This window comes from Pseudalkalibacillus hwajinpoensis (assembly GCF_015234585.1).
Classification (GTDB): domain Bacteria; phylum Bacillota; class Bacilli; order Bacillales; family Guptibacillaceae; genus Guptibacillus; species Guptibacillus hwajinpoensis_B.
The window spans coordinates 16,712-34,573 of sequence record NZ_JADFCM010000003.1; the positions used below are offsets into that span (position 1 = coordinate 16,712).

The following is a 17,862-nucleotide window of genomic DNA, read 5'->3' on the forward strand; positions in this document are numbered from 1 at the left end:
TTCAATTCACATAAAAAACCCGAATCTTATTGTAAGATTCGGGTTTTGATATTTAAGCAACTCTCGTTTGACGAGCAAACCAAGGTTTTAATTTTATAAAAAAGGCAACGAATATACTTGCTATAATAGCGCCTTTTACAAGGTTGAATGGTGTAATTCCTGTTAATACGAGAGCCTGACGAGCTGATGAAGACATTTCTTCAAAGCCCATAAACCACGTATATGCTGGAAGAATAATTAAATAGTTCAACAATCCCATCACTGCTGACATTAGAATCGTTCCGAGCGTCAATCCCAGTGCTAATCCTTTCTGAGTTTGATTAAATTTACGGAAGATTAAAGAAGTTGGTACGATCAAGAAAACTCCTGCAATGAAGTTTGATATTTGACCAATTGGTACTCCGGTGAAGCTTCCTTGAATTCCAAAATGAATGAAATTCTTAATCGCTTCTACAAGTATCCCTGCAACTGGACCATACAGAATGGCAACAAATAGTGCTGGAATTTCACTGAAGTCTATTTGTAGAAAAACAGGAAATCCAGGCAGTGGAAAATCTAAAAGCATTAACAAGTAAGAAATACTGCTGAACATCGCAACGACAATCATACGTTGCGTTTTTGAAACACTTTTCATTTTGACATTGCTCCCTTTTTTTCGAACCACCGAAAAAGGAGATGTGGCCCCAGTGCACACAAAAAACCATGAGTATGGGGCTCATGGTTACGGCATGGGGAAATAAGCAAGCTTCTGTTATAATTCAAAGAAAGCTTACTACTCCACCATCTTCTCCCATCCAGACTATACTGTCGGCTCTGGAATCACACCAGATCCTGCCCAAATTACAGGCTCGCGGGCTTGAGGAATTACTTGTCCTTCACCGCCGGTCGGGAATTACACCCTGCCCCGAAGATAGTTCGTTATAATATTTACAAGTTCATTATACAGCGAAAGTAGCGATATCTCAATGAAAACATCTTGAACATATGCTATTTTATGATAACGCTTTCTTTTTTAGGGGGAACTAGCACAGACAAAAACTTAAAAGCTCTCCATCTTTGAAGAGGGAGAGCTTAAAATAAAGCGCTATTATTTTTTCTCAGAGAGCCACGTTGCGACCTTTTCAGCGTCTTCACCTTGAATGACACCAGCGGGCATACCGCCGCCTTTACCATTCTTGATTATTTCTAGAATTTCATCTTTTGAATACTTGCCACCTACTGCTTCAAGAGCAGGACCAGCACCGCCTCCAAGGTTTTCACCATGACAAGACGCGCAGTTTTGAGAGAAGATTTTCTCGGCTTCTCCTCCAGCTGAATCTCCACCGCCTTCTTCAGACTGTTCACTATGGCCGGCTTCATTTCCACCAGCATGTTCTTCGGTTGTGGAAAGCCAGTATGTAAAGCCTACAACCATAACTAGGAACAAAATTATTGCAGTAATATATGCGGATGATTTTCCCATTCTGTTCACCTCCTGTATCCTCATCTTTATCATACTTTTCAAACATTCAATTATCAAATATATTTTGCTTATTTCTTCCTGAATTATGTATGCGTTTCTATGATCACTAGTGAAAAAATCTTCTATTTTGGGGTGCGGATTCATAGACATAGAGTATGACGTTTAAGGAGTGGGAGGGAAAAAAATGAAAAGTAGCTCACACAGTCTTTTTAGTAGTACAAGCAATAATAAAATTAGGTTTGTTTCATTTTTTACTATTGTTGGTCTTATTTTGTTATTTATTGTGGCAGGTATGATTTCCTCATCAGAAACGAAGTATCAACTCTCCTCTTCTGTGTTACATGATTGGATTACAAGTTTCTCGACTGAAGCTCTGGTTTATGGAATGGGGACGGAAAACCATTACTTGACACAAGTACTACCAGAGGAAAGTGAGCCGCCAGCGCTGTCCTTAGTTGCCTTTCAGTTTATTACGAGTGTGAAACCCGGGGATATACGTAGTCTTTTGGGTGGGGAGCTACCAGGGTTTGCTTTATATGATGCTAAAATCCACGTGGCTGGTGAAGGGACGAATTTCACTAATCTCCCTATTGAGTCAGCCCCTGCATTAGATGAATTGCTAAAAGAACGTGAAGTTCCAACTGAGAAGTTAAAAATAAACAACGCTAAGGATCAAGTAACACCTCCTCTTCAAACAACAAATGGTCGAAAAGTAGCTTTTATTTATCACTCTCATAGTTATGAATCATACCTGCCATTACTAGGACTTGAAGGCAACAAAAATGCAAATCTTGCAAATGATGGAAAAACGAATATTACGTTAGTTGGTAAGATGCTCGGAGAAGAACTGGCTGAGAGAGGGATTGGAGCAAAAGTAGATGATTCAAATATAGGCGCACTTTTAAATGAAAAAGGTTGGGAACACGGTAAAGCATATGATGTGTCTAGAACAATCGTACAATCGGCTGTGGCAGGAAATGATGATTTTAATTTGTTTATTGATATTCATCGAGACTCCTTAAGAGAAAAAGATACGACAGTGACAATTAACAATGAGGAATATGCTCGTACGGTCTTTGTTATTGGAGAAGAGAATCCAAATTACGAGAAAAACTTAGCACTTGCAAAAGATTTACATGTAGAATTAAAGACCAAGTATCCTGGGCTCAGCAGGGGAGTTATTGGTAAAAAAGGTCAAGGGGTAGACGGTATCTACAACCAGGACATATCTCCTAACGCTATGTTAATTGAAATAGGGGGCGTAGATAATAACCTCGAACAGCTGAGTCGAACAGTTAAAGCGATTGCGGATGTCGTTAGTGAACACTACTGGAAAACCCAAAAAGTAAATAACTAACAAAGCGCTGTGCATATGCACAGCGCTTTAAGCAGTTTCTTTATTTAATGTTAGTAAGCTAGTCGCAATTCCAACTGCAAAAATAGTTATGGCAGAGTATAATGTAGCATTCAATCCAATCGTCTTTGAACCGATAATAATAACAACCCCATCGATGAGAAAGATAATGATACCAATATTCAATGACAGGACACGGGAGATGAACTGAGCAAGCAGATCTGTTCCGCCGGTGCTTGTATCATATCTCAACATAATACCAATGCCTGATCCAACAAAAAAGCCGCCAAGGACAGCGCTAGTAAGGATCGGAAATGAAAACGTATATCGAAGGGGAGAGAGAATATCAATAAAAAATGAAGAAAGTAATAAACCATGAAGGCTATTGTAGAAGTAAGGCCGAAAATATAGAAACGCAATAATATAGAGAGGTACACTTAAACAAATAATGGTAAAGCCTGTTTGATAGCCCCAAATGTATTTGATAATGAGGCCAATTCCGATCATTCCCCCATCGATGAGATGGTTCGGTACAAGAAAGGCGTTAATGCCAGCACCAACTAGGATGCTTCCAGATATTACTGCAGCGATTTTTTGATACATATCATACTCACCTGCTTGGTCGTGGTTGTATCATATTTATGTAAGAATGGCTGAGTTCATAACGGGTTTCTCTAATATCTGTTCAATAGCAATGGACTATCCCAAAATACTATGAAAACGTCTGTCTTCGGAGAGACATAGAAGAAAGTCGGAGGATTTAATGAAGTCAATCATCTCGTTATATCAATTAGAATATATATTTGTTATTTTGGGTTTTCTTGTCTCTTTTCTTACCTTCTATGGCGGGCTCTCATTCATCCGTCTTTTCTTAAAGAAAGAGCGTGAACAACCAAAATGGAAGATTGGTATAGTTTCATTCGTATTAGGAGTTTTCTTTTATTCTATTAATATAATGGTGAATCTATCTGTTTTGGAAATAAACGATAGAGAAGTGTTGGTGTTTCACGGACTGATTATTGTGTTATTAAGCAGTGTGATTAGTTATATTGTTATAAGGATAATTTTGAATAAAAATTGGAGAGGGCGATTTTTACTCAGGGGTGGATTCCTAGTAGCGGGAGGTATTTTTTTAACTTTTTTTATAGGGAACCTTGTGTATTTCAATAAAGTTATCGCATTCAATTTCGTTCAATTGATATTAGCTTTGTTGCTTATTATAGGGTTTTCTCTATGCATTGTTAGGTTTCTTCATCTTATGAATAGTGATGAAAACTTATTAATTAGTTTGGGCTGGAATGTGTTAGGTAGCCTTGCTTCAGGAACGGTCTTTTTATTTTTACCGTACCTCGTGTTTTATGGAATGATCGAGGAAAAGTTGATTATTAATCTCGATCAGCAAGGTGATCCCTATCTTATTGCACTTGCATTCAACCTGTTGTGTATCGGTCTACTTATTTATATTCCTGATCGGTATGGAGTTTTGAAACAAATGGAGCAGTCCGAACAGTTAGTCAAGCACGAGCAACAGTTTCAAACCTTGTTTCATCATAACCCTGATGCTGTATTTTCTGTTGATCCGAATGGAAAGTTTATAAGTGTAAATTTCATTGCTTCGGAATATACCGGCTACTCCATTTCAGATCTTAAGAGAATGACATTTGAAGACGTGGTCGCTCCGGAGAATGCAAATCTTGCTAAAGGTATGTTTAAGCGTTCTTTACAGGGAGAGGTTCATCAATTTGAGGTTCTAATAAAGACTAAAATAGGAGACTATAAAGAGCTATATATTTCCACAGTACCTATTATGATCAGTGGGCGTATTGTTGGTGTTTATGGTATTGCGAAGGATGTCACTGAGAACAACCGCGCAGAGAAAATGATTCATTATTTAGCTTATCATGATGAGCTGACGGGCATGGCAAATCGCAGATATTTTAATGAAGAGCTAGAACGTTTATTAATGCATGAAAATCAGGTTTCATTTGCGATTATGTTGCTCGATTTTGATCGATTTAAACGAATTAACGATTTATTTGGTCATGAATTCGGAGATCGAGTCATTCAAGCAATCGGAAAGCGTCTTTCTGAAGTATTAGATGATCGTTTTGTTGTTGCACGTCTTGGGGGAGATGAATTCACCATTATAGTGACAGGCAATTTGGGAGAAAGGGGTGTGTCACTTCTTGCACAGCATGTGCTTGAGTCATTTCAATATCCACTCTTAATCGATCATCAGGAATGTTTGTTGACGGCAAGTATTGGTATTTCGCTTTATCCGCAGCACGGGAAGGATGCAGCTGAGCTGATAAAGTATGCGGATATGGCGATGTATGATGTGAAAGACAAGAGCACCAATAACTACGCTTTCTATAAAGAAGAGATGAGTAATCAAACCTTACATAAGATCGTATTAGAAAACGATTTGCGTCGTGCCATTGATGAAGACGAGCTGATCCTACACTACCAACCTAAGATCAATACGAGGTCGAACAGTGTGATTGGATTTGAAGCGCTTGTTAGGTGGCAACACCCGTCTATCGGATTGATTTCTCCGGATGAATTTATCTCCGCTGCTGAAGAAACAGGATTAATCATACCGATTGAGAAGTGGGTAATGAGTCAGGCTTGTCAGCAACTGAAAAAGTGGCAGTGTTATTTTGGAGAGAATTTAACGATGGCGGTTAATCTATCACAGCGCCATTTTTATCAAGAGGATATCGTTTGTACTATCTCATCTATACTGCAAAATGTGGGGCTTGCGCCTTCGTCACTTGAATTGGAAATTACAGAAAGCATGGCTATGTTTAATGAAAAGGAAACGATCGAGAAATTGAACAGGCTAAGAGAGTTAGGACTAGAAATAAGTATGGATGACTTCGGAACGGGATATAGCTCGTTAAGTTATATGAACAAGCTTCCGATTAATCGCTTGAAAATCGATCGGTTATTTATTCGTGATATTACGAGTAACTCAGGAGACCTAGCCATCGTGACAACAATTATTTCAATGGCTCATCACCTTGGGCTTGAGATTATTGCAGAAGGGGTAGAAACGGAAGCGCAGCTACGGATTTTGCATGAGTTAGATTGTTATGAAGTTCAGGGATATTTTTATAGTAAACCTCTCTCGGTTGAAGGGGTAGAAGAGTATATGCATAGTTATATGAAGTGAATTTTTAAATTTGGACATTCAGAAAGGTGGAAACATATTCGAAACATGTACTAGTTAAGAGATTACGATCGAAAAAAGTAGGGTAGAAATGCTAACATCCGAGAAATGTTACTTTAATCAAATGTAGTACCATTGGTAGATAAATAATAAATCATCACTTTCTAGACAGGCCATTGGTCTGTCTTATTTTCATTTAACCACCCATTTATGTAATAAATTTACATTTTATGATGAGCACAAGAAAATTATACCACGTAGATTACAAAGTTGTTATTGGGAAATTCAAAGTGAAATAACGACTTATAAACTCATGTTTTCCTCTATATTTCCCAATACAAACATTAAGAATTCTGTGATAATCTACAAATGTACCAAAAATTCTCACTATTCTGAAACGGAGGAAATGAAATGAAAAAAGGAATTGCCGTTGTACTTGCAACAGGTCTTGCGTTTGGTTCAGCTCTCCCGTCTGCTTCTGCTGCTTCTTCTAACAACTTAAATGCGGAGCAGAAACAAGCCCTGGAAAAAATGGAAATTGTAAAGCAGGATTGGGAAAGTGAACGTAAGGTCCCTTCATTCCTTTCTGGTAAACTATCAGAAAAGAATGTGAAAACAGAGAAAGCCGTGAAATCATATCTTAAGTCAAACGAATCTCTCTTCAAAGTGAAAACGAAAGATTTGAAACTAGTGAATGAAACGACAGATGAGCTCGGAATGACACACTATGAATATGTTCAAACAGTAAAGGGTGTTCAGATCGACGGAGCAAAATTCATCGTACATACGGATGAAAAAGGCGAGGTTACAGCTGTAAATGGAGACCTTCATCCAGAAGCATCTAAGAATTATAAAGGAAGTTCAGATGTAAAGATTTCTGATAAAGAGGCACTTGAGAAAGCATGGGATCACATTGATGTAAAACCACAGAACGTTGTGAGTGATGAACCAAGCTTTGTAAGAAAATCTGATGCTTTTGATATGGTAGAAAAAAGTGAGAAAGTTGTTTATGAGAAAGATAACAAGTACTACCTAACTTATAAAGTACAGCTTCAATTCATCGACCCTTATCCAGCAAACTGGCAAGTTTATGTGGATGCTCGCGATGGATCGATCGTAGACGCATATAATGCAGTGGCTGATGGAGCAGAAACAGGATACGGGTATGGCGTCCTTGGCAACTATAAGTCCCTCAACACGTATTATTCAAATGGCACCTACTACCTTTATGACACGACGAAGGCAATGAGCGGTGTGATTGAAACAAGAACAGCTAATAACGGAACATCCCTTCCAGGAAGCTATGCGGTAGATAGCAACAATGCGTTTACGTCTAGTTCTCAAGGTGCAGAAGTGGATGCTCATTACAATGCTGGTGTTGTGTATGACTATTACAAGAATACACATAATCGCAATAGCTTTAATAACAATGGAGCCACGATTCGTTCAACTGTACATTATGGATCGAATTACAACAATGCGTTCTGGAATGGCTCACAAATGGTTTACGGTGATGGAGATGGATCAGTATTCGCTCCGCTATCAGGTGCACTTGATGTAGTGGCTCATGAAATTACTCACGCCGTTACGGAAAGAACAGCTGGACTTCAATATCAGAACCAATCAGGGGCTCTTAATGAATCGATGTCGGACGTATTTGGCTACTTCGTTGAGCCAGGAGATTTCCTAATGGGTGAAGATGTCTATACACCTAACAAGGCAGGAGATGCATTAAGAAGTCTATCTAACCCAGAAGCGTATGGACAACCATCTCATATGGATGACTATTATTATACGTCTTCTGATAATGGAGGAGTTCATACGAACAGTGGAATTCCTAACAAAGCTGCATACTTAACAATTCAAAGCATTGGCAAAGCCAAGGCTGAGAAAGTTTACTATCGCGCACTAAGTGTCTATTTAACGCCTACAAGCAACTTTAGTTCAGCACGTTCAGCGCTACTTCAAGCGACATCAGATCTATATGGTACAGGTACAACATACAATGCTGTTGCAAGCGCCTGGAGTCAAGTTGGAGTAAATTAAAGTTAGAGAAGGAAGAGTTCGAACATTGAACTCTTCCTTTTTTTGTTTCGTTCAAGCCAACGATTATGAGCACTTTAGGCAACAGTGAATTTTCGAGCATGATTCATAAAGTGCAGGAGATAGTAAAGAAGGTAAGAGATCAGGTATGCTTTTACATTGTTTTGATCACCGCATGTTTATGAAACAGAAGTAAAAGGAATTTTCCAATACTGTGGGATATTGGTTATAATGAGAAGATACTTACGATCGGAGGCTCTATATGGAACATTTAGATATGCATCATATTTTTGAACTTGGACTTATCCTTACTATGATTGCAGCGGGTATTACAGCGATAGCTAAGAAGCTGAAGCAGCCTTATCCGATTGCCCTTGTGATTATTGGCACATTAATCGGCTTGTTTAACATTCCCGTGCTTGAACCGCTTAAAATGTTCATTACGGAGGGTGACGTTTTTAATTTTGTTATTTTAACGATTTTCCTTCCTGCACTTCTAGGGGAAGCAGCGCTAAAATTGCCTTTCTCCCATTTAAATCAAAACAAAAAGCCGATCATTGCCCTGGCTTTTGGGGGAACCTTCCTTTCCTTTCTAGTGATCGGGTTCTCAACACACTTTCTTCTTGGATTATCAATTCCAGTGTCGTTCGTCTTTGCTGCATTAATGAGTGCAACAGACCCTGTTAGTGTATTATCGATTTTTAAAAGTATGGGGGTAAACCACAAACTCTCTACAGTAATTGAGGGAGAGAGCCTATTTAATGACGGGCTTGCAGTTGTTTTATTTAAAATCTCAGCCTTCTCTCTTTTAGCTTATCTTGATATGGGCTGGGGCGGCTTAACGAGCGGTGCTTTTGAATTCATAAAAGTTGTTGCTGGTGGATTGCTTGTCGGTGGAGGATTAGGATATGCGATTTCAATCCTTACAAAGTACTTTGATGATTATCCACTTGAAATTATTTTTAGTATTCTCCTTTTCTATGGTTCCTATTTAACTGCAGAAAGTATCCATGTTTCCGGGGTTATTGCAGTAGTTGTAGCAGCTTTAACGTTTGGTAATTTTGGTTCGAAAGTTGGAATGAGTCCAACAACAAGATTAAATATCAACAACTTTTGGGATGTTGCCGCTTTATTAGCAAATTCCATTGTTTTCTTAATGGTTGGTCTTGAAATTACTCGAATTAATTTCGCCGATCAGTGGGGTACGATAGGACTTGCGCTTTTAATTGTTCTAATAGGTAGAAGTATTGCAGTCTATGGAAGCACCTTACTTGTTAAAGGTCTTCCGTGGTCATGGAGACATGTCCTTAATTGGGGCGGTTTAAAAGGGTCGTTATCCATAGCGCTAGTCCTTAGTCTTCCGGGAGATTTTGCAGGACGAGACACCGTTTTGATTCTTACATTTAGTATTGTTTTATTTTCATTAGTTGTTCAAGGTCTAACGATTAAACCACTAATTAGCTACTTCGGTTTAAGAGCGAAGCATAGCGGATCGAAAGAGTATGAAGACATTGTTGCGAATCTGCATCGTCATGAAGCTGGAGTTGCAGAAATTAAAAAACTGAAGACACAGCTATTCGTTCCCGAACCAGTTTTTTCTGAATTGTTGACAAGTTACCAGAATGAAATTGACAACAGTCATCGTGAACTTGATGCTTTATTAGATCAATATCCTGAACTTAAAAAAAGTCAGTTAATTACGTTACGAAAGCACTCACTTTATGCCCAGTACGATAAAATTAACGAGCTAGAACAAGAAGAAATCATTTCAGGTGAAATAGCTGGAAAGTATAAAGAACTATTAAATAATGGCCTGGCGGATTTTGAAGAAGAAGAAGTTGTGAAAGATTCGAAAAGAAAACATTAAGCTGCTACATTTGTAGCAGCTTTTTCCTTTGGCTTGCATATCCTAGTAAAGAAAGGGACAAAGCACGTGCAATGATGGGAATATTCCGTTTATTATTAAATGATCGGGGTATTGTTTACAGTAAGTAAAGCAATAAGGTATAGTGTAAAAAGTCATTTTCAACCACAAGAAAATAACTCACAAGGAGGACTTTTGAGAGAAAATGCCTTATCTTCAGACCGATCGTCTGACCATTATTCCTTTCTCATTTGATTTAATTAAAGCTATGACTGATAAGAAAGAATTAGAGAAGCTGTTACATGTTGAAGTACCTGAAGAGTTTAAAAATGTGCAGTTCGAAGAATTCCTACCTTTTCATCTAAATGACTCTGCTATTTCAAGAGTGAGTCACAAGTGGGAAGGCATATTGATTCATACTTCTGATGAAAAAGTAATCGGCACGATGGGATATAAAAATATGGAAGCGTCAAGTAATCTTGAAGTTGGGTATCATCTGATACCTGAGTATCGTAACAAGGGGTACGCCATTGAAATGGCCAGCGCCCTCGTTAACTGGGCATTTCCAGACGAAAAAGTGACCAATAAAGTGTCTTCAGAAGAAGTAAACAACGTCATGGAACGAATTGGATTATCAAAACTAACGGTTGAACCACCTGTTGTTAAAAACAAAATAGATGAAGAAAAATTCATGAAGGAAAATGAATATATGTAAAACCCTACAAAAAACTGTAGGGTTTTTTTATGTGAATTTCGCGTGATAATCATTAGAATCCATACCTTCAGTGATACTTACAAAAATAGAGGAATTTGGAGATTTTTGTCGAATATTTTATGGTATAATCATCATTGCTTTGAAAAATATGTAACTGCATGAGCGGGGTAAGGAGCTAATATGCGTTCACCTATACGTAATGAAATCAAGATTGAGGAAGAAAGACGGGCAAATAAGTTATTTATCTTTCTGTTTTTTGTATCCGTTATTTTATATGATGTGTATCGGTTTATTATTAGTCCTTTAATCGATCCCGATACGACTATGATCTTGCTAAATGAATCGAAAGAACTCATTCCACTAATGATGATCTATGCCATCGAATTTTCATTAATTCCTATTTCCAAGTGGTATTCAAATAGAGAGCAGCCTTTTGCTACAAAATATCTCTTTTTTGTAGTATTCATGACGACTGCCCTCATTACAGAGATTTTTCGCTACATTGGAACAGACGAGATGTATGCTAGCGGAAGCCCGGTGGAATTATTCTTTGTTTTGTTCTCTCCTTTGTTCGTGAACAAACGGTTTTATATCACTGTTGTGGCTGGAATAACAGGAAAGTATGCCATAATGGGCTTTCTTACGATGTCGCCAGTCGTTGTATTTCCGATTCTTATACTTCTTTTATTTTCGGGAATTACGTTTATTATTTTAAATCGCTTCCAATCCTATTTAAACACAATTGTGAAATCGTATGAGCAAGCTGCGCATAATGAGAAGTTAGCTTTTATTGGAAGGATTGCGACTGGAGTCACTCACGAAATTAAGAACCCTTTAACTTCTCTTAAAGGGTTTGTACAGCTGCAAGAATTGGAGCAAACCTACAACCCGAAATATTCTAAAATCATGCTACAGGAGTTAGAACGATTAACGATAATCGTCAATGATTTAATGGTGATTGGCAAGCCACAATCAATTAATTTGAAGCCGATTAGCTTAACGAATTGCCTCGAGTACGTTGTCAGTTTATTGCAGCAGGAAGCAGAAAATAAGCAAATCACGATTTATACTAACTTTCCTGAAGAGCAAGTTCAGATCATGGGGGAAGACGTTAGGTTGAAACAAGTTATACTCAATTTGGTGAAAAATGCGATGGAAGCGATGCCTGATGGAGGAGAAATTCGCTTGAAGCTTGTTAATGATGGTGATTGGACAACTATTCATATTATGGATAGAGGAGTTGGAATTGCCGAAGAAGACATTCCGCATTTAGATCAAGCTTTTTATACAACCAAAGAAAATGGGACTGGGCTTGGTTTAATGGTCAGCTATAAAATTGTAGAGGATCACCATGGTAAAATTGACGTACATAGTGAAGTGAATCACGGGACAACTTTTTCAATTAGCTTTCCCATACTGTCACATTCCTTAGATAACACAGTAGTTAATTTGGCGTCATACCAGGGAAATAAAGAACATACCCTGTAGAAAAAAATGAAATGACGTTAAATATCAAACAATATCAAAAATATCACATATTTAGGAAACGACCGTCATCTCTCGTTACAATAGAACTATAAACAAATCAAAAGGGAGAAAGGGTGACCGGGGAATGGGTTACTATGACGATAATCAATCAAGAGCGAAACAGACAAAAAGAGGTATGAATTGGTTTTTACCGAGCACTTTCGGCGCAATTGTCGGAGCATCCGTTATGCTTGTTGCGGCGCCGCTCGTCTCGAATGTAGAACAGTCTTCAACAAATCAAGCGGCGGTAACCACTACTGCAAGTGGGGATGTTGAAACTTCCAATGTAGCATACAATGTCTCATCTGATATAACAACGGCTGTTCAAAAAGCACAGGATGCTGTCGTAAGTATTACAAGCTATCAAAACCAGGGTAGTGGATTTTCTTTAGAAGATCCATCTGGCCAATCGGGACAGGCTGCAGCATCAGGGTCTGGTGTTATTTACAAGAATGAGGGCGGAAAAGCATATGTTGTGACTAATAATCACGTAGTTGAAGGGGCATCTTCAGTAGATGTAACGTTAAGCAATGAGAAAAAAGCAGAGGCGAAGGTACTAGGTACGGATGCGTTAATGGACTTAGCTGTGTTAGAAATTGATGCGAAGAATGTTGAAGCAGTTGCGGAACTGGGTTCTTCTTCTAGCCTACAAACAGGGGAACCTGCTATTGCGGTTGGGAACCCATTAGGTTTCCTTCAAGGATCTGTGACGCAGGGAATTATTAGTAACCCAAGTCGAACGATTCCTGTCGATCTTGACCAGAATGGACAACCTGATTATGAGGCGGATGTTATTCAAACAGATGCATCGATTAATCCAGGGAACAGTGGCGGTGCATTAATTAATATAAAAGGTCAATTAATTGGTATTAACTCATCCAAAATTGCAGAAGAAACAGTTGAAGGCATTGGATTTGCGATTCCGATTGACGATGCGCAACCGATCATTGAGCAGCTTGAAATGACAGGTGAAGTGAAGCGTCCAGTAATGGGGGTTACACCTGCCTCGTTAGCTGAAGTTCCAACACAGTATTGGACTGGTACGCTTAATCTACCTGAAGGTGTAGAGAGCGGAGTTGTTCTTATGGGCATTGCTCCTAATTCCCCAGCTTCAGACGCCGGATTAAAAGAAAGGGACGTCGTCGTTAAGCTTGATGATACGGAAGTAAAGGATTCAGCCGCACTTCGTAAGTACTTGTATTCCAATAAAAAAGTTGGAGATAAAATGGATGTCACGTTCTATCGTGATGGAAAACAACAGACTGTTACAATGACTCTAGCTAATCAGAATGGACTGTAAATATCAAAAAACCCTCTGGATCATGCATCCAGAGGGTTTTCGTTATGAATGGGCTTTTTAGCACCATTGATTTTTGTGAGAAAATAGAAGACAGGCGTATCTAAAAGAGCAAGCGCCATTTTAATCACAAATTGTGAAAGAATCATGATCCATATGTTTGGGACAGTTCCGATAAACGCAATTGTGATGAAAATGGTTGTATCAAGTAGCTGTGATGTCAGTGTACTCGCGTTATTCCGAAGCCACTTATGACGGTCAGCTGTACGCTTCTTAATCGCAGAGAAAATATAAACGTCTACGTGTTGCGAAACGAGATAGGCTGCAAGGCTGGCAAGGACAAATCGATAATTCTGACCTAGTAGAATTTCATAGGCTGCCTGCGTATCAGTTGCAAAAGGTGCTACAGGTAGAAGCATACCAAGATAAATCATAATACTAGCAAAAATTTGCGCAATAAATCCATACTGAACGGTTCGTTTTGCTTCTTCTTTCCCGTAGTTCTCGTGAATGATATCTGTGAATAGAAACGAAAAGGCGTACATCACAACGGCCGCGGGAATCACGAAACTTCCGATCATCACCACTTTTCCTGCTAGTACGTTTGCGATCACAATGGAAGTCGCAAATAACACGTTAAACAGGACAAGTTGACGGTCGATGTATTGGTTCGTCATATTATGATGCTGCTTTCTCACGAACAGCTGTTGTTTTTAGCTCGATACCGCCTCGTGCTGATTGATAAACAGTAATTGTAACTTTCAAAGGGTCGATTGCGTAGACAACATCATCTGCGATACGGGCAGCTAGTGTCTCGCAGAAGCTTCCTTCGTCACGGTAAGACCAGAGGTAAAATTTCAGTGATTTTGACTCGATGCATTTTTCATCGGGTACATATGAAATTTCAACTCGTCCAAAATCAGGCTGTCCTGTTTTGGGACAAACTGCTGTGAATTCGAGTGCATTAAACGTGATTTCCTGAACGTTCGGTGCATCAAATGCTTCGTTTTTTATTACTTCTCGTGCTTGTTCTACGCTTTCCGGGCGAGGCATTGGTCCGGAAGAAGGTAGCCATGCTTTATCCATGCTATTCATTCTAATTCCTCCTTTAGTTTTGATGAAGCAGGAAGGTTACGAACTGCTGTCATACAACGTTGTCTATTATAACAGAGCAGCATTCTGATGCGAAGAAGGAAGTTCATGTCAAATTTTTTAGTTTAGCTTTTAACATAAAGGGAAAGAAAAAACTAGCTAAGTAAACTAAGAAAGACAATAGGAGGAATCGTCATGCAAACGACAACGACAGTAAACGAAGAAAAGAACGGAAAGCTTGTTAAAGGTATTTTGGTAGGCGCGATTGTAGGTGGCGCTGTAGCTATGCTTGATTCTACAACTCGAAATAAAGTACGCTCAACAGCAGGAAACGTAAAGGATTCTTCAAGAGGTTTCTATACACGTGTGAAAGAAAATCCAGGTGAAGTGAAGGACGACTGGATGGATCGTATTCAATCAGCATCTTCCGTATTAAAGGAAGCTATGAACGATGCACAATCACTTTATGAAAAAGTAAATGATGAAGTGGTTGATCAGGTGAATCAGGTAAAAGAAGATTCAACAGAAGTGATTTCAACAGCGAAAGAAGCTGGAGAAGACCTGCATGAAATTGGAAGTAAAGTAAAAGAAGCAGGTCAGGAAGTATCTGATTCTAGTGAAAATCAATATGAGCCAACAAATATTCCAGGAAGCGAAACGCGTACACCTGGAAATACATCTTCCAATCCGAATACGAGCTTGTAATTGAACGAACATCACGATATAAAAGATTAATGAAGGATTAACAAAGAAGGCTTCCGCTTATAAAGAGCGGAAGCCTTCTTTGTAATTTAGTTACGAAATGTAAGATGCACCAATGATTATTAAAAGAATAAACAAAACAACGATTAACGCAAAACCTTGACCGTAACCACTCATGATTGTTCCTCCCGTCAATATGTGTCGCTTCTTTACTAACGTATGTTGGGAGGTGGAAATGTGGACGTAGGCATTAGCCCTTTTTGGGTGGGCAGGCTATATCGTTTGGATAGCAGAAGCAGGGTAGTCCGTAAATATCGCTGAACAACCGAGTTTTTGGAGGTTGGATACTTGTAGAGGATCATTTACTGTGAAAGCTCGCACAGGAATTCCGCGCTTCTGGGTATTTTTCATTAAATGTTCATCCACTGCCTGCCATTCTATGTGAAGACTTTGAGCTCCAACGCGTTGAAGGTAGTCCCATGGATCAATGATTTTTTCCATTAAAAGAACTGCTGTTTCAATTTTATCGTTTTTTTGTGCGAGTTTCTGAATACTATAATGATTGAAGGATGACAGAATGGTTCGGTCGCAAAGCTTATAGTAAGTAAGAAGATCCAGGACGCGATCTTCTAGACTATTATACGGAAAGACGCCATTCTTTAGTTCAATGTTTAGGAGTAAAGAAGTGGAAGAAACCCATTCCAACACGTCTTTTAATGAAGGGATCGACGTGCCCTGAAAGCGGTTGGAGAATGTTAGGCCAGCGTCTAATCGGATAAGATCTTCGTAAAGAAAGTCTTTTACAAAACCTATGCCATTCGTCGTTCGCTCAACTCGTTCATCATGAATAACAACAGGAACAAGATCTTTAGTTAATTGAACGTCGAGTTCGATTCCGTGAGCACCAGCTCTATGAGCAGCCTGGAATGAAAGGAGTGTATTCTCAGGATGCGTACCTGATGAACCGCGGTGTCCATAAATTTGAAATGAAGAAGCCATAGGTCACCTCTCTCTGGTTTGGATTTAAAAATCCGTCTTTGTAATGTATTCGCTCATTGATTCATTTTTCCTTTGATTTCATGCATCAACTTCAAGCTAAATAAGGGTTTTAATCGATTTGAATTAATGAAGGAAGAAATCTGGGCTACAGATACGCGGAGTCATGTGTGTAGAAGGGGAGGAGGGAGTATGTGTCTAAAGGAGTTGCTTTACCTGAAGCTCACTCTCATTATTTTCGTGGGAGCATCGAAAAGAGATACAATCATCACCATTTAAGTATGATAGGTTTTAGTTTGCCTGTAAATGGGACTTCGTTTGATCAACATGTTCACCGTATTGAAGGGATTACGGTAATTGATCAGGGTCACCAGCATCGTTATAGCGTTCAATCTAGTCCGCCGATTACATTGCCTGGTGGTGGTCATTATCATACGTTTAGCGGTGAAACGATATCAAAAGAAAAACATGAGCATTATTTCTCTGGTCAAACGAGTCCTCCTATAGGAATTCCTCCGTTGAATTGGTAGGCTAGTTAAATGGTGCGTCTTCCTCCAATGAGTCGAAATCTAAGCCTCATGAGCGGCGGTTAGTGAAAAAAGGCGATGCGCATGGCATCGCCTTTATTACATTTTAATTTCTCGCTTGTTTTGATAAAACGTGAATGCAAGGGCACCAATCAGAATCGTACCCTTAATTATATCTTGAGCATAATAAGGAACATTCAACATTGTTAGACCATTTAAGAGAATTCCGATTAAGACAGCTCCAATGAACGTACCGAATGCATTTGGCTTTCCGGAACCGAGTACAGAATAACCAATTAGCGCAGCGGCAACGCCGTCCATAAGTAAAGGTGCACCAGCAGAAACCTGACCAGTTCCAATTCTTGAGGCAAGAACAATTCCAGCAATTCCGGCAAACAGTCCGCTAAGTACATAGGCGAGCGTACGATATCGTTGAACCGCCACACCTGACAATCTTGCTGCTTCACGATTACTGCCTGTCATATAAAGTAATCGTCCCGCTCGTGTATAAGTGAGAAAAAGGTGAACGAGAATGACGCAAACAATCATAAAAATCGCTGGAAAAGGAACACCCGAGATTTCACCCTGGCCAATAAAAAGAAAAGATGGAATGAAACTGCCTGGGGCTGTTGTCCCGTCACTCATAGGCATATTGTTGTAAATGGAAAAACCTTTCGTATAAGTTAGTTGAATCCCATTCACGATATACATAACGGCTAGCGTTGCAAGAAGATCAGGGATTCTGATTTTAATTGTTATGAAGGCATTTATTAAGCCAATCAATACCCCGATCAGAATAGGAATGAGTAGAGCGACGAGAAGTTCTTGCCTATACCAGACTAAGGCAGATGCGCTCGCAACAGTAGCGAGACTAACGGTTGAGCCAACAGATAAGTCAAAACCTCCAACAATTAATGTAAAGGTAACACCGAGTGCAACGAGTGTCACAATTGAAATGGAGCGAAGGATATCTGCAAAGTTACTGTAAGTAAGAAAGCGATCGTTAAGAATAGTGAAGATGAGAATAAGTCCAACGATGACGAGTAACGTACCATATTTGACGAAAAAGCTGATCACTTTATCCTTGCCTGGTGAGGCGAGCCCTTTTTGA

The 17,862-nt window shown here is 39.2% G+C and carries 17 protein-coding genes and 1 riboswitch; of the genes, 9 read left to right on the forward strand and 8 right to left on the reverse strand.

What is annotated here, in order from left to right:
- Positions 1 to 52: 52 nt before the first annotated feature.
- Complete coding sequence (locus IQ283_RS09410) at positions 53 to 634, reverse strand: ECF transporter S component (RefSeq protein WP_242057313.1); 582 nt, start codon at positions 632 to 634, stop codon at positions 53 to 55.
- Between the two features lie 144 nt (positions 635 to 778).
- A riboswitch (FMN riboswitch) is annotated at positions 779 to 916 on the reverse strand.
- Positions 917 to 1,087: 171 nt separating this feature from the next.
- Positions 1,088 to 1,414, reverse strand: a complete 327-nt coding sequence (locus tag IQ283_RS09415; RefSeq protein ID WP_194219975.1) for a c-type cytochrome — start codon at positions 1,412 to 1,414, stop codon at positions 1,088 to 1,090.
- A 232-nt stretch (positions 1,415 to 1,646) separates the two neighbouring features.
- Here IQ283_RS09415 and spoIIP point away from each other — a divergent pair, with 232 nt between their 5' ends.
- Positions 1,647 to 2,819, forward strand: coding sequence for a stage II sporulation protein P (gene spoIIP, locus IQ283_RS09420; RefSeq protein ID WP_194219940.1), 1,173 nt, complete (start codon positions 1,647 to 1,649; stop codon positions 2,817 to 2,819).
- 27 nt (positions 2,820 to 2,846) lie between these two features.
- On the opposite strand, the gene IQ283_RS09425 is transcribed toward spoIIP, so the two are convergent.
- The gene (locus IQ283_RS09425) at positions 2,847 to 3,419 is read right to left on the reverse strand and encodes a YitT family protein (RefSeq protein WP_194219941.1); all 573 of its coding nucleotides are present in this window, start codon (positions 3,417 to 3,419) and stop codon (positions 2,847 to 2,849) included.
- A gap of 655 nt (positions 3,420 to 4,074) precedes the next feature.
- On the opposite strand from IQ283_RS09425, the gene IQ283_RS09430 reads away from it, so the two are divergent.
- From IQ283_RS09430 to IQ283_RS09455, 6 genes are all read left to right on the forward strand, one after another.
- A complete protein-coding gene (locus IQ283_RS09430; RefSeq protein WP_194219942.1) occupies positions 4,075 to 5,991 on the forward strand; it encodes a putative bifunctional diguanylate cyclase/phosphodiesterase in 1,917 nt (638 codons plus the stop codon).
- 408 nt (positions 5,992 to 6,399) lie between these two features.
- A complete protein-coding gene (locus tag IQ283_RS09435) occupies positions 6,400 to 8,034 on the forward strand; it encodes a M4 family metallopeptidase (RefSeq protein WP_194219943.1) in 1,635 nt (544 codons plus the stop codon).
- Between the two features lie 259 nt (positions 8,035 to 8,293).
- On the forward strand, positions 8,294 to 9,898 hold the full coding sequence (locus IQ283_RS09440; protein WP_194219944.1) for a cation:proton antiporter: 1,605 nt from the start codon (positions 8,294 to 8,296) through the stop codon (positions 9,896 to 9,898).
- A 202-nt stretch (positions 9,899 to 10,100) separates the two neighbouring features.
- Positions 10,101 to 10,610, forward strand: a complete 510-nt coding sequence (locus IQ283_RS09445; protein WP_194219945.1) for a GNAT family N-acetyltransferase — start codon at positions 10,101 to 10,103, stop codon at positions 10,608 to 10,610.
- Positions 10,611 to 10,790: 180 nt separating this feature from the next.
- Positions 10,791 to 12,098 carry an ATP-binding protein gene (locus tag IQ283_RS09450; RefSeq protein WP_194219946.1) on the forward strand — a complete coding sequence of 436 codons (1,308 nt, stop codon included), beginning with the start codon at positions 10,791 to 10,793 and terminating at the stop codon, positions 12,096 to 12,098.
- Positions 12,099 to 12,222: 124 nt separating this feature from the next.
- A complete protein-coding gene (locus tag IQ283_RS09455; RefSeq protein ID WP_194219947.1) occupies positions 12,223 to 13,437 on the forward strand; it encodes a S1C family serine protease in 1,215 nt (404 codons plus the stop codon).
- Positions 13,438 to 13,457: 20 nt separating this feature from the next.
- Here IQ283_RS09455 and IQ283_RS09460 read toward each other — a convergent pair whose 3' ends face one another.
- A complete protein-coding gene (locus IQ283_RS09460) occupies positions 13,458 to 14,111 on the reverse strand; it encodes a queuosine precursor transporter (RefSeq protein ID WP_194219948.1) in 654 nt (217 codons plus the stop codon).
- Between the two features lies 1 nt (position 14,112).
- Positions 14,113 to 14,529 carry a preQ(1) synthase gene (gene queF / locus IQ283_RS09465; protein WP_226615987.1) on the reverse strand — a complete coding sequence of 139 codons (417 nt, stop codon included), beginning with the start codon at positions 14,527 to 14,529 and terminating at the stop codon, positions 14,113 to 14,115.
- A gap of 192 nt (positions 14,530 to 14,721) precedes the next feature.
- On the opposite strand from queF, the gene IQ283_RS09470 reads away from it, so the two are divergent.
- Positions 14,722 to 15,231, forward strand: coding sequence for a YtxH domain-containing protein (locus IQ283_RS09470; RefSeq protein ID WP_194219949.1), 510 nt, complete (start codon positions 14,722 to 14,724; stop codon positions 15,229 to 15,231).
- A 90-nt stretch (positions 15,232 to 15,321) separates the two neighbouring features.
- On the opposite strand, the gene IQ283_RS09475 is transcribed toward IQ283_RS09470, so the two are convergent.
- Together IQ283_RS09475 and IQ283_RS09480 are read right to left on the reverse strand one after the other, a co-directional pair.
- Positions 15,322 to 15,405 (reverse strand): YjcZ family sporulation protein, encoded by an 84-nt coding sequence (locus IQ283_RS09475; RefSeq protein WP_136948306.1) that lies wholly within the window; start codon positions 15,403 to 15,405, stop codon positions 15,322 to 15,324.
- A 96-nt stretch (positions 15,406 to 15,501) separates the two neighbouring features.
- Positions 15,502 to 16,227, reverse strand: coding sequence for a glycerophosphodiester phosphodiesterase (locus tag IQ283_RS09480; RefSeq protein ID WP_194219950.1), 726 nt, complete (start codon positions 16,225 to 16,227; stop codon positions 15,502 to 15,504).
- Between the two features lie 191 nt (positions 16,228 to 16,418).
- Between IQ283_RS09480 and IQ283_RS09485 the strand changes: the two genes are divergently transcribed.
- Positions 16,419 to 16,754: a YmaF family protein gene (locus IQ283_RS09485; RefSeq protein ID WP_194219951.1), complete on the forward strand. Its 336-nt coding sequence runs from the start codon at positions 16,419 to 16,421 to the stop codon at positions 16,752 to 16,754.
- Positions 16,755 to 16,850: 96 nt separating this feature from the next.
- On the opposite strand, the gene IQ283_RS09490 is transcribed toward IQ283_RS09485, so the two are convergent.
- Positions 16,851 to 17,825, reverse strand: coding sequence for an ABC transporter permease (locus IQ283_RS09490; protein ID WP_194219977.1), 975 nt, complete (start codon positions 17,823 to 17,825; stop codon positions 16,851 to 16,853).
- Between the last annotated feature and the right edge of the window lie 37 nt (positions 17,826 to 17,862).

What these genes read in the sequence shown, in the direction of transcription:
- IQ283_RS09415 (WP_194219975.1), bottom strand. Translation starts at nt 1,414, where the DNA reads ATGGTTGTAGGCTTTACATACTGGCTTTCCACAACCGAAGAACATGCT.
- IQ283_RS09425 (WP_194219941.1), bottom strand. Translation starts at nt 3,419, where the DNA reads ATGTATCAAAAAATCGCTGCAGTAATATCTGGAAGCATCCTAGTTGGT.
- IQ283_RS09475 (WP_136948306.1), bottom strand. Translation starts at nt 15,405, where the DNA reads ATGAGTGGTTACGGTCAAGGTTTTGCGTTAATCGTTGTTTTGTTTATT.
- IQ283_RS09480 (WP_194219950.1), bottom strand. Translation starts at nt 16,227, where the DNA reads ATGGCTTCTTCATTTCAAATTTATGGACACCGCGGTTCATCAGGTACG.
- IQ283_RS09445 (WP_194219945.1), top strand. Translation starts at nt 10,101, where the DNA reads ATGCCTTATCTTCAGACCGATCGTCTGACCATTATTCCTTTCTCATTT.
- IQ283_RS09460 (WP_194219948.1), bottom strand. Translation starts at nt 14,111, where the DNA reads ATGACGAACCAATACATCGACCGTCAACTTGTCCTGTTTAACGTGTTA.
- IQ283_RS09470 (WP_194219949.1), top strand. Translation starts at nt 14,722, where the DNA reads ATGCAAACGACAACGACAGTAAACGAAGAAAAGAACGGAAAGCTTGTT.
- IQ283_RS09455 (WP_194219947.1), top strand. Translation starts at nt 12,223, where the DNA reads ATGGGTTACTATGACGATAATCAATCAAGAGCGAAACAGACAAAAAGA.
- IQ283_RS09435 (WP_194219943.1), top strand. Translation starts at nt 6,400, where the DNA reads ATGAAAAAAGGAATTGCCGTTGTACTTGCAACAGGTCTTGCGTTTGGT.
- IQ283_RS09440 (WP_194219944.1), top strand. Translation starts at nt 8,294, where the DNA reads ATGGAACATTTAGATATGCATCATATTTTTGAACTTGGACTTATCCTT.
- IQ283_RS09410 (WP_242057313.1), bottom strand. Translation starts at nt 634, where the DNA reads ATGAAAAGTGTTTCAAAAACGCAACGTATGATTGTCGTTGCGATGTTC.
- queF (WP_226615987.1), bottom strand. Translation starts at nt 14,529, where the DNA reads ATGAATAGCATGGATAAAGCATGGCTACCTTCTTCCGGACCAATGCCT.
- IQ283_RS09450 (WP_194219946.1), top strand. Translation starts at nt 10,791, where the DNA reads ATGCGTTCACCTATACGTAATGAAATCAAGATTGAGGAAGAAAGACGG.
- spoIIP (WP_194219940.1), top strand. Translation starts at nt 1,647, where the DNA reads ATGAAAAGTAGCTCACACAGTCTTTTTAGTAGTACAAGCAATAATAAA.
- IQ283_RS09430 (WP_194219942.1), top strand. Translation starts at nt 4,075, where the DNA reads ATGAATAGTGATGAAAACTTATTAATTAGTTTGGGCTGGAATGTGTTA.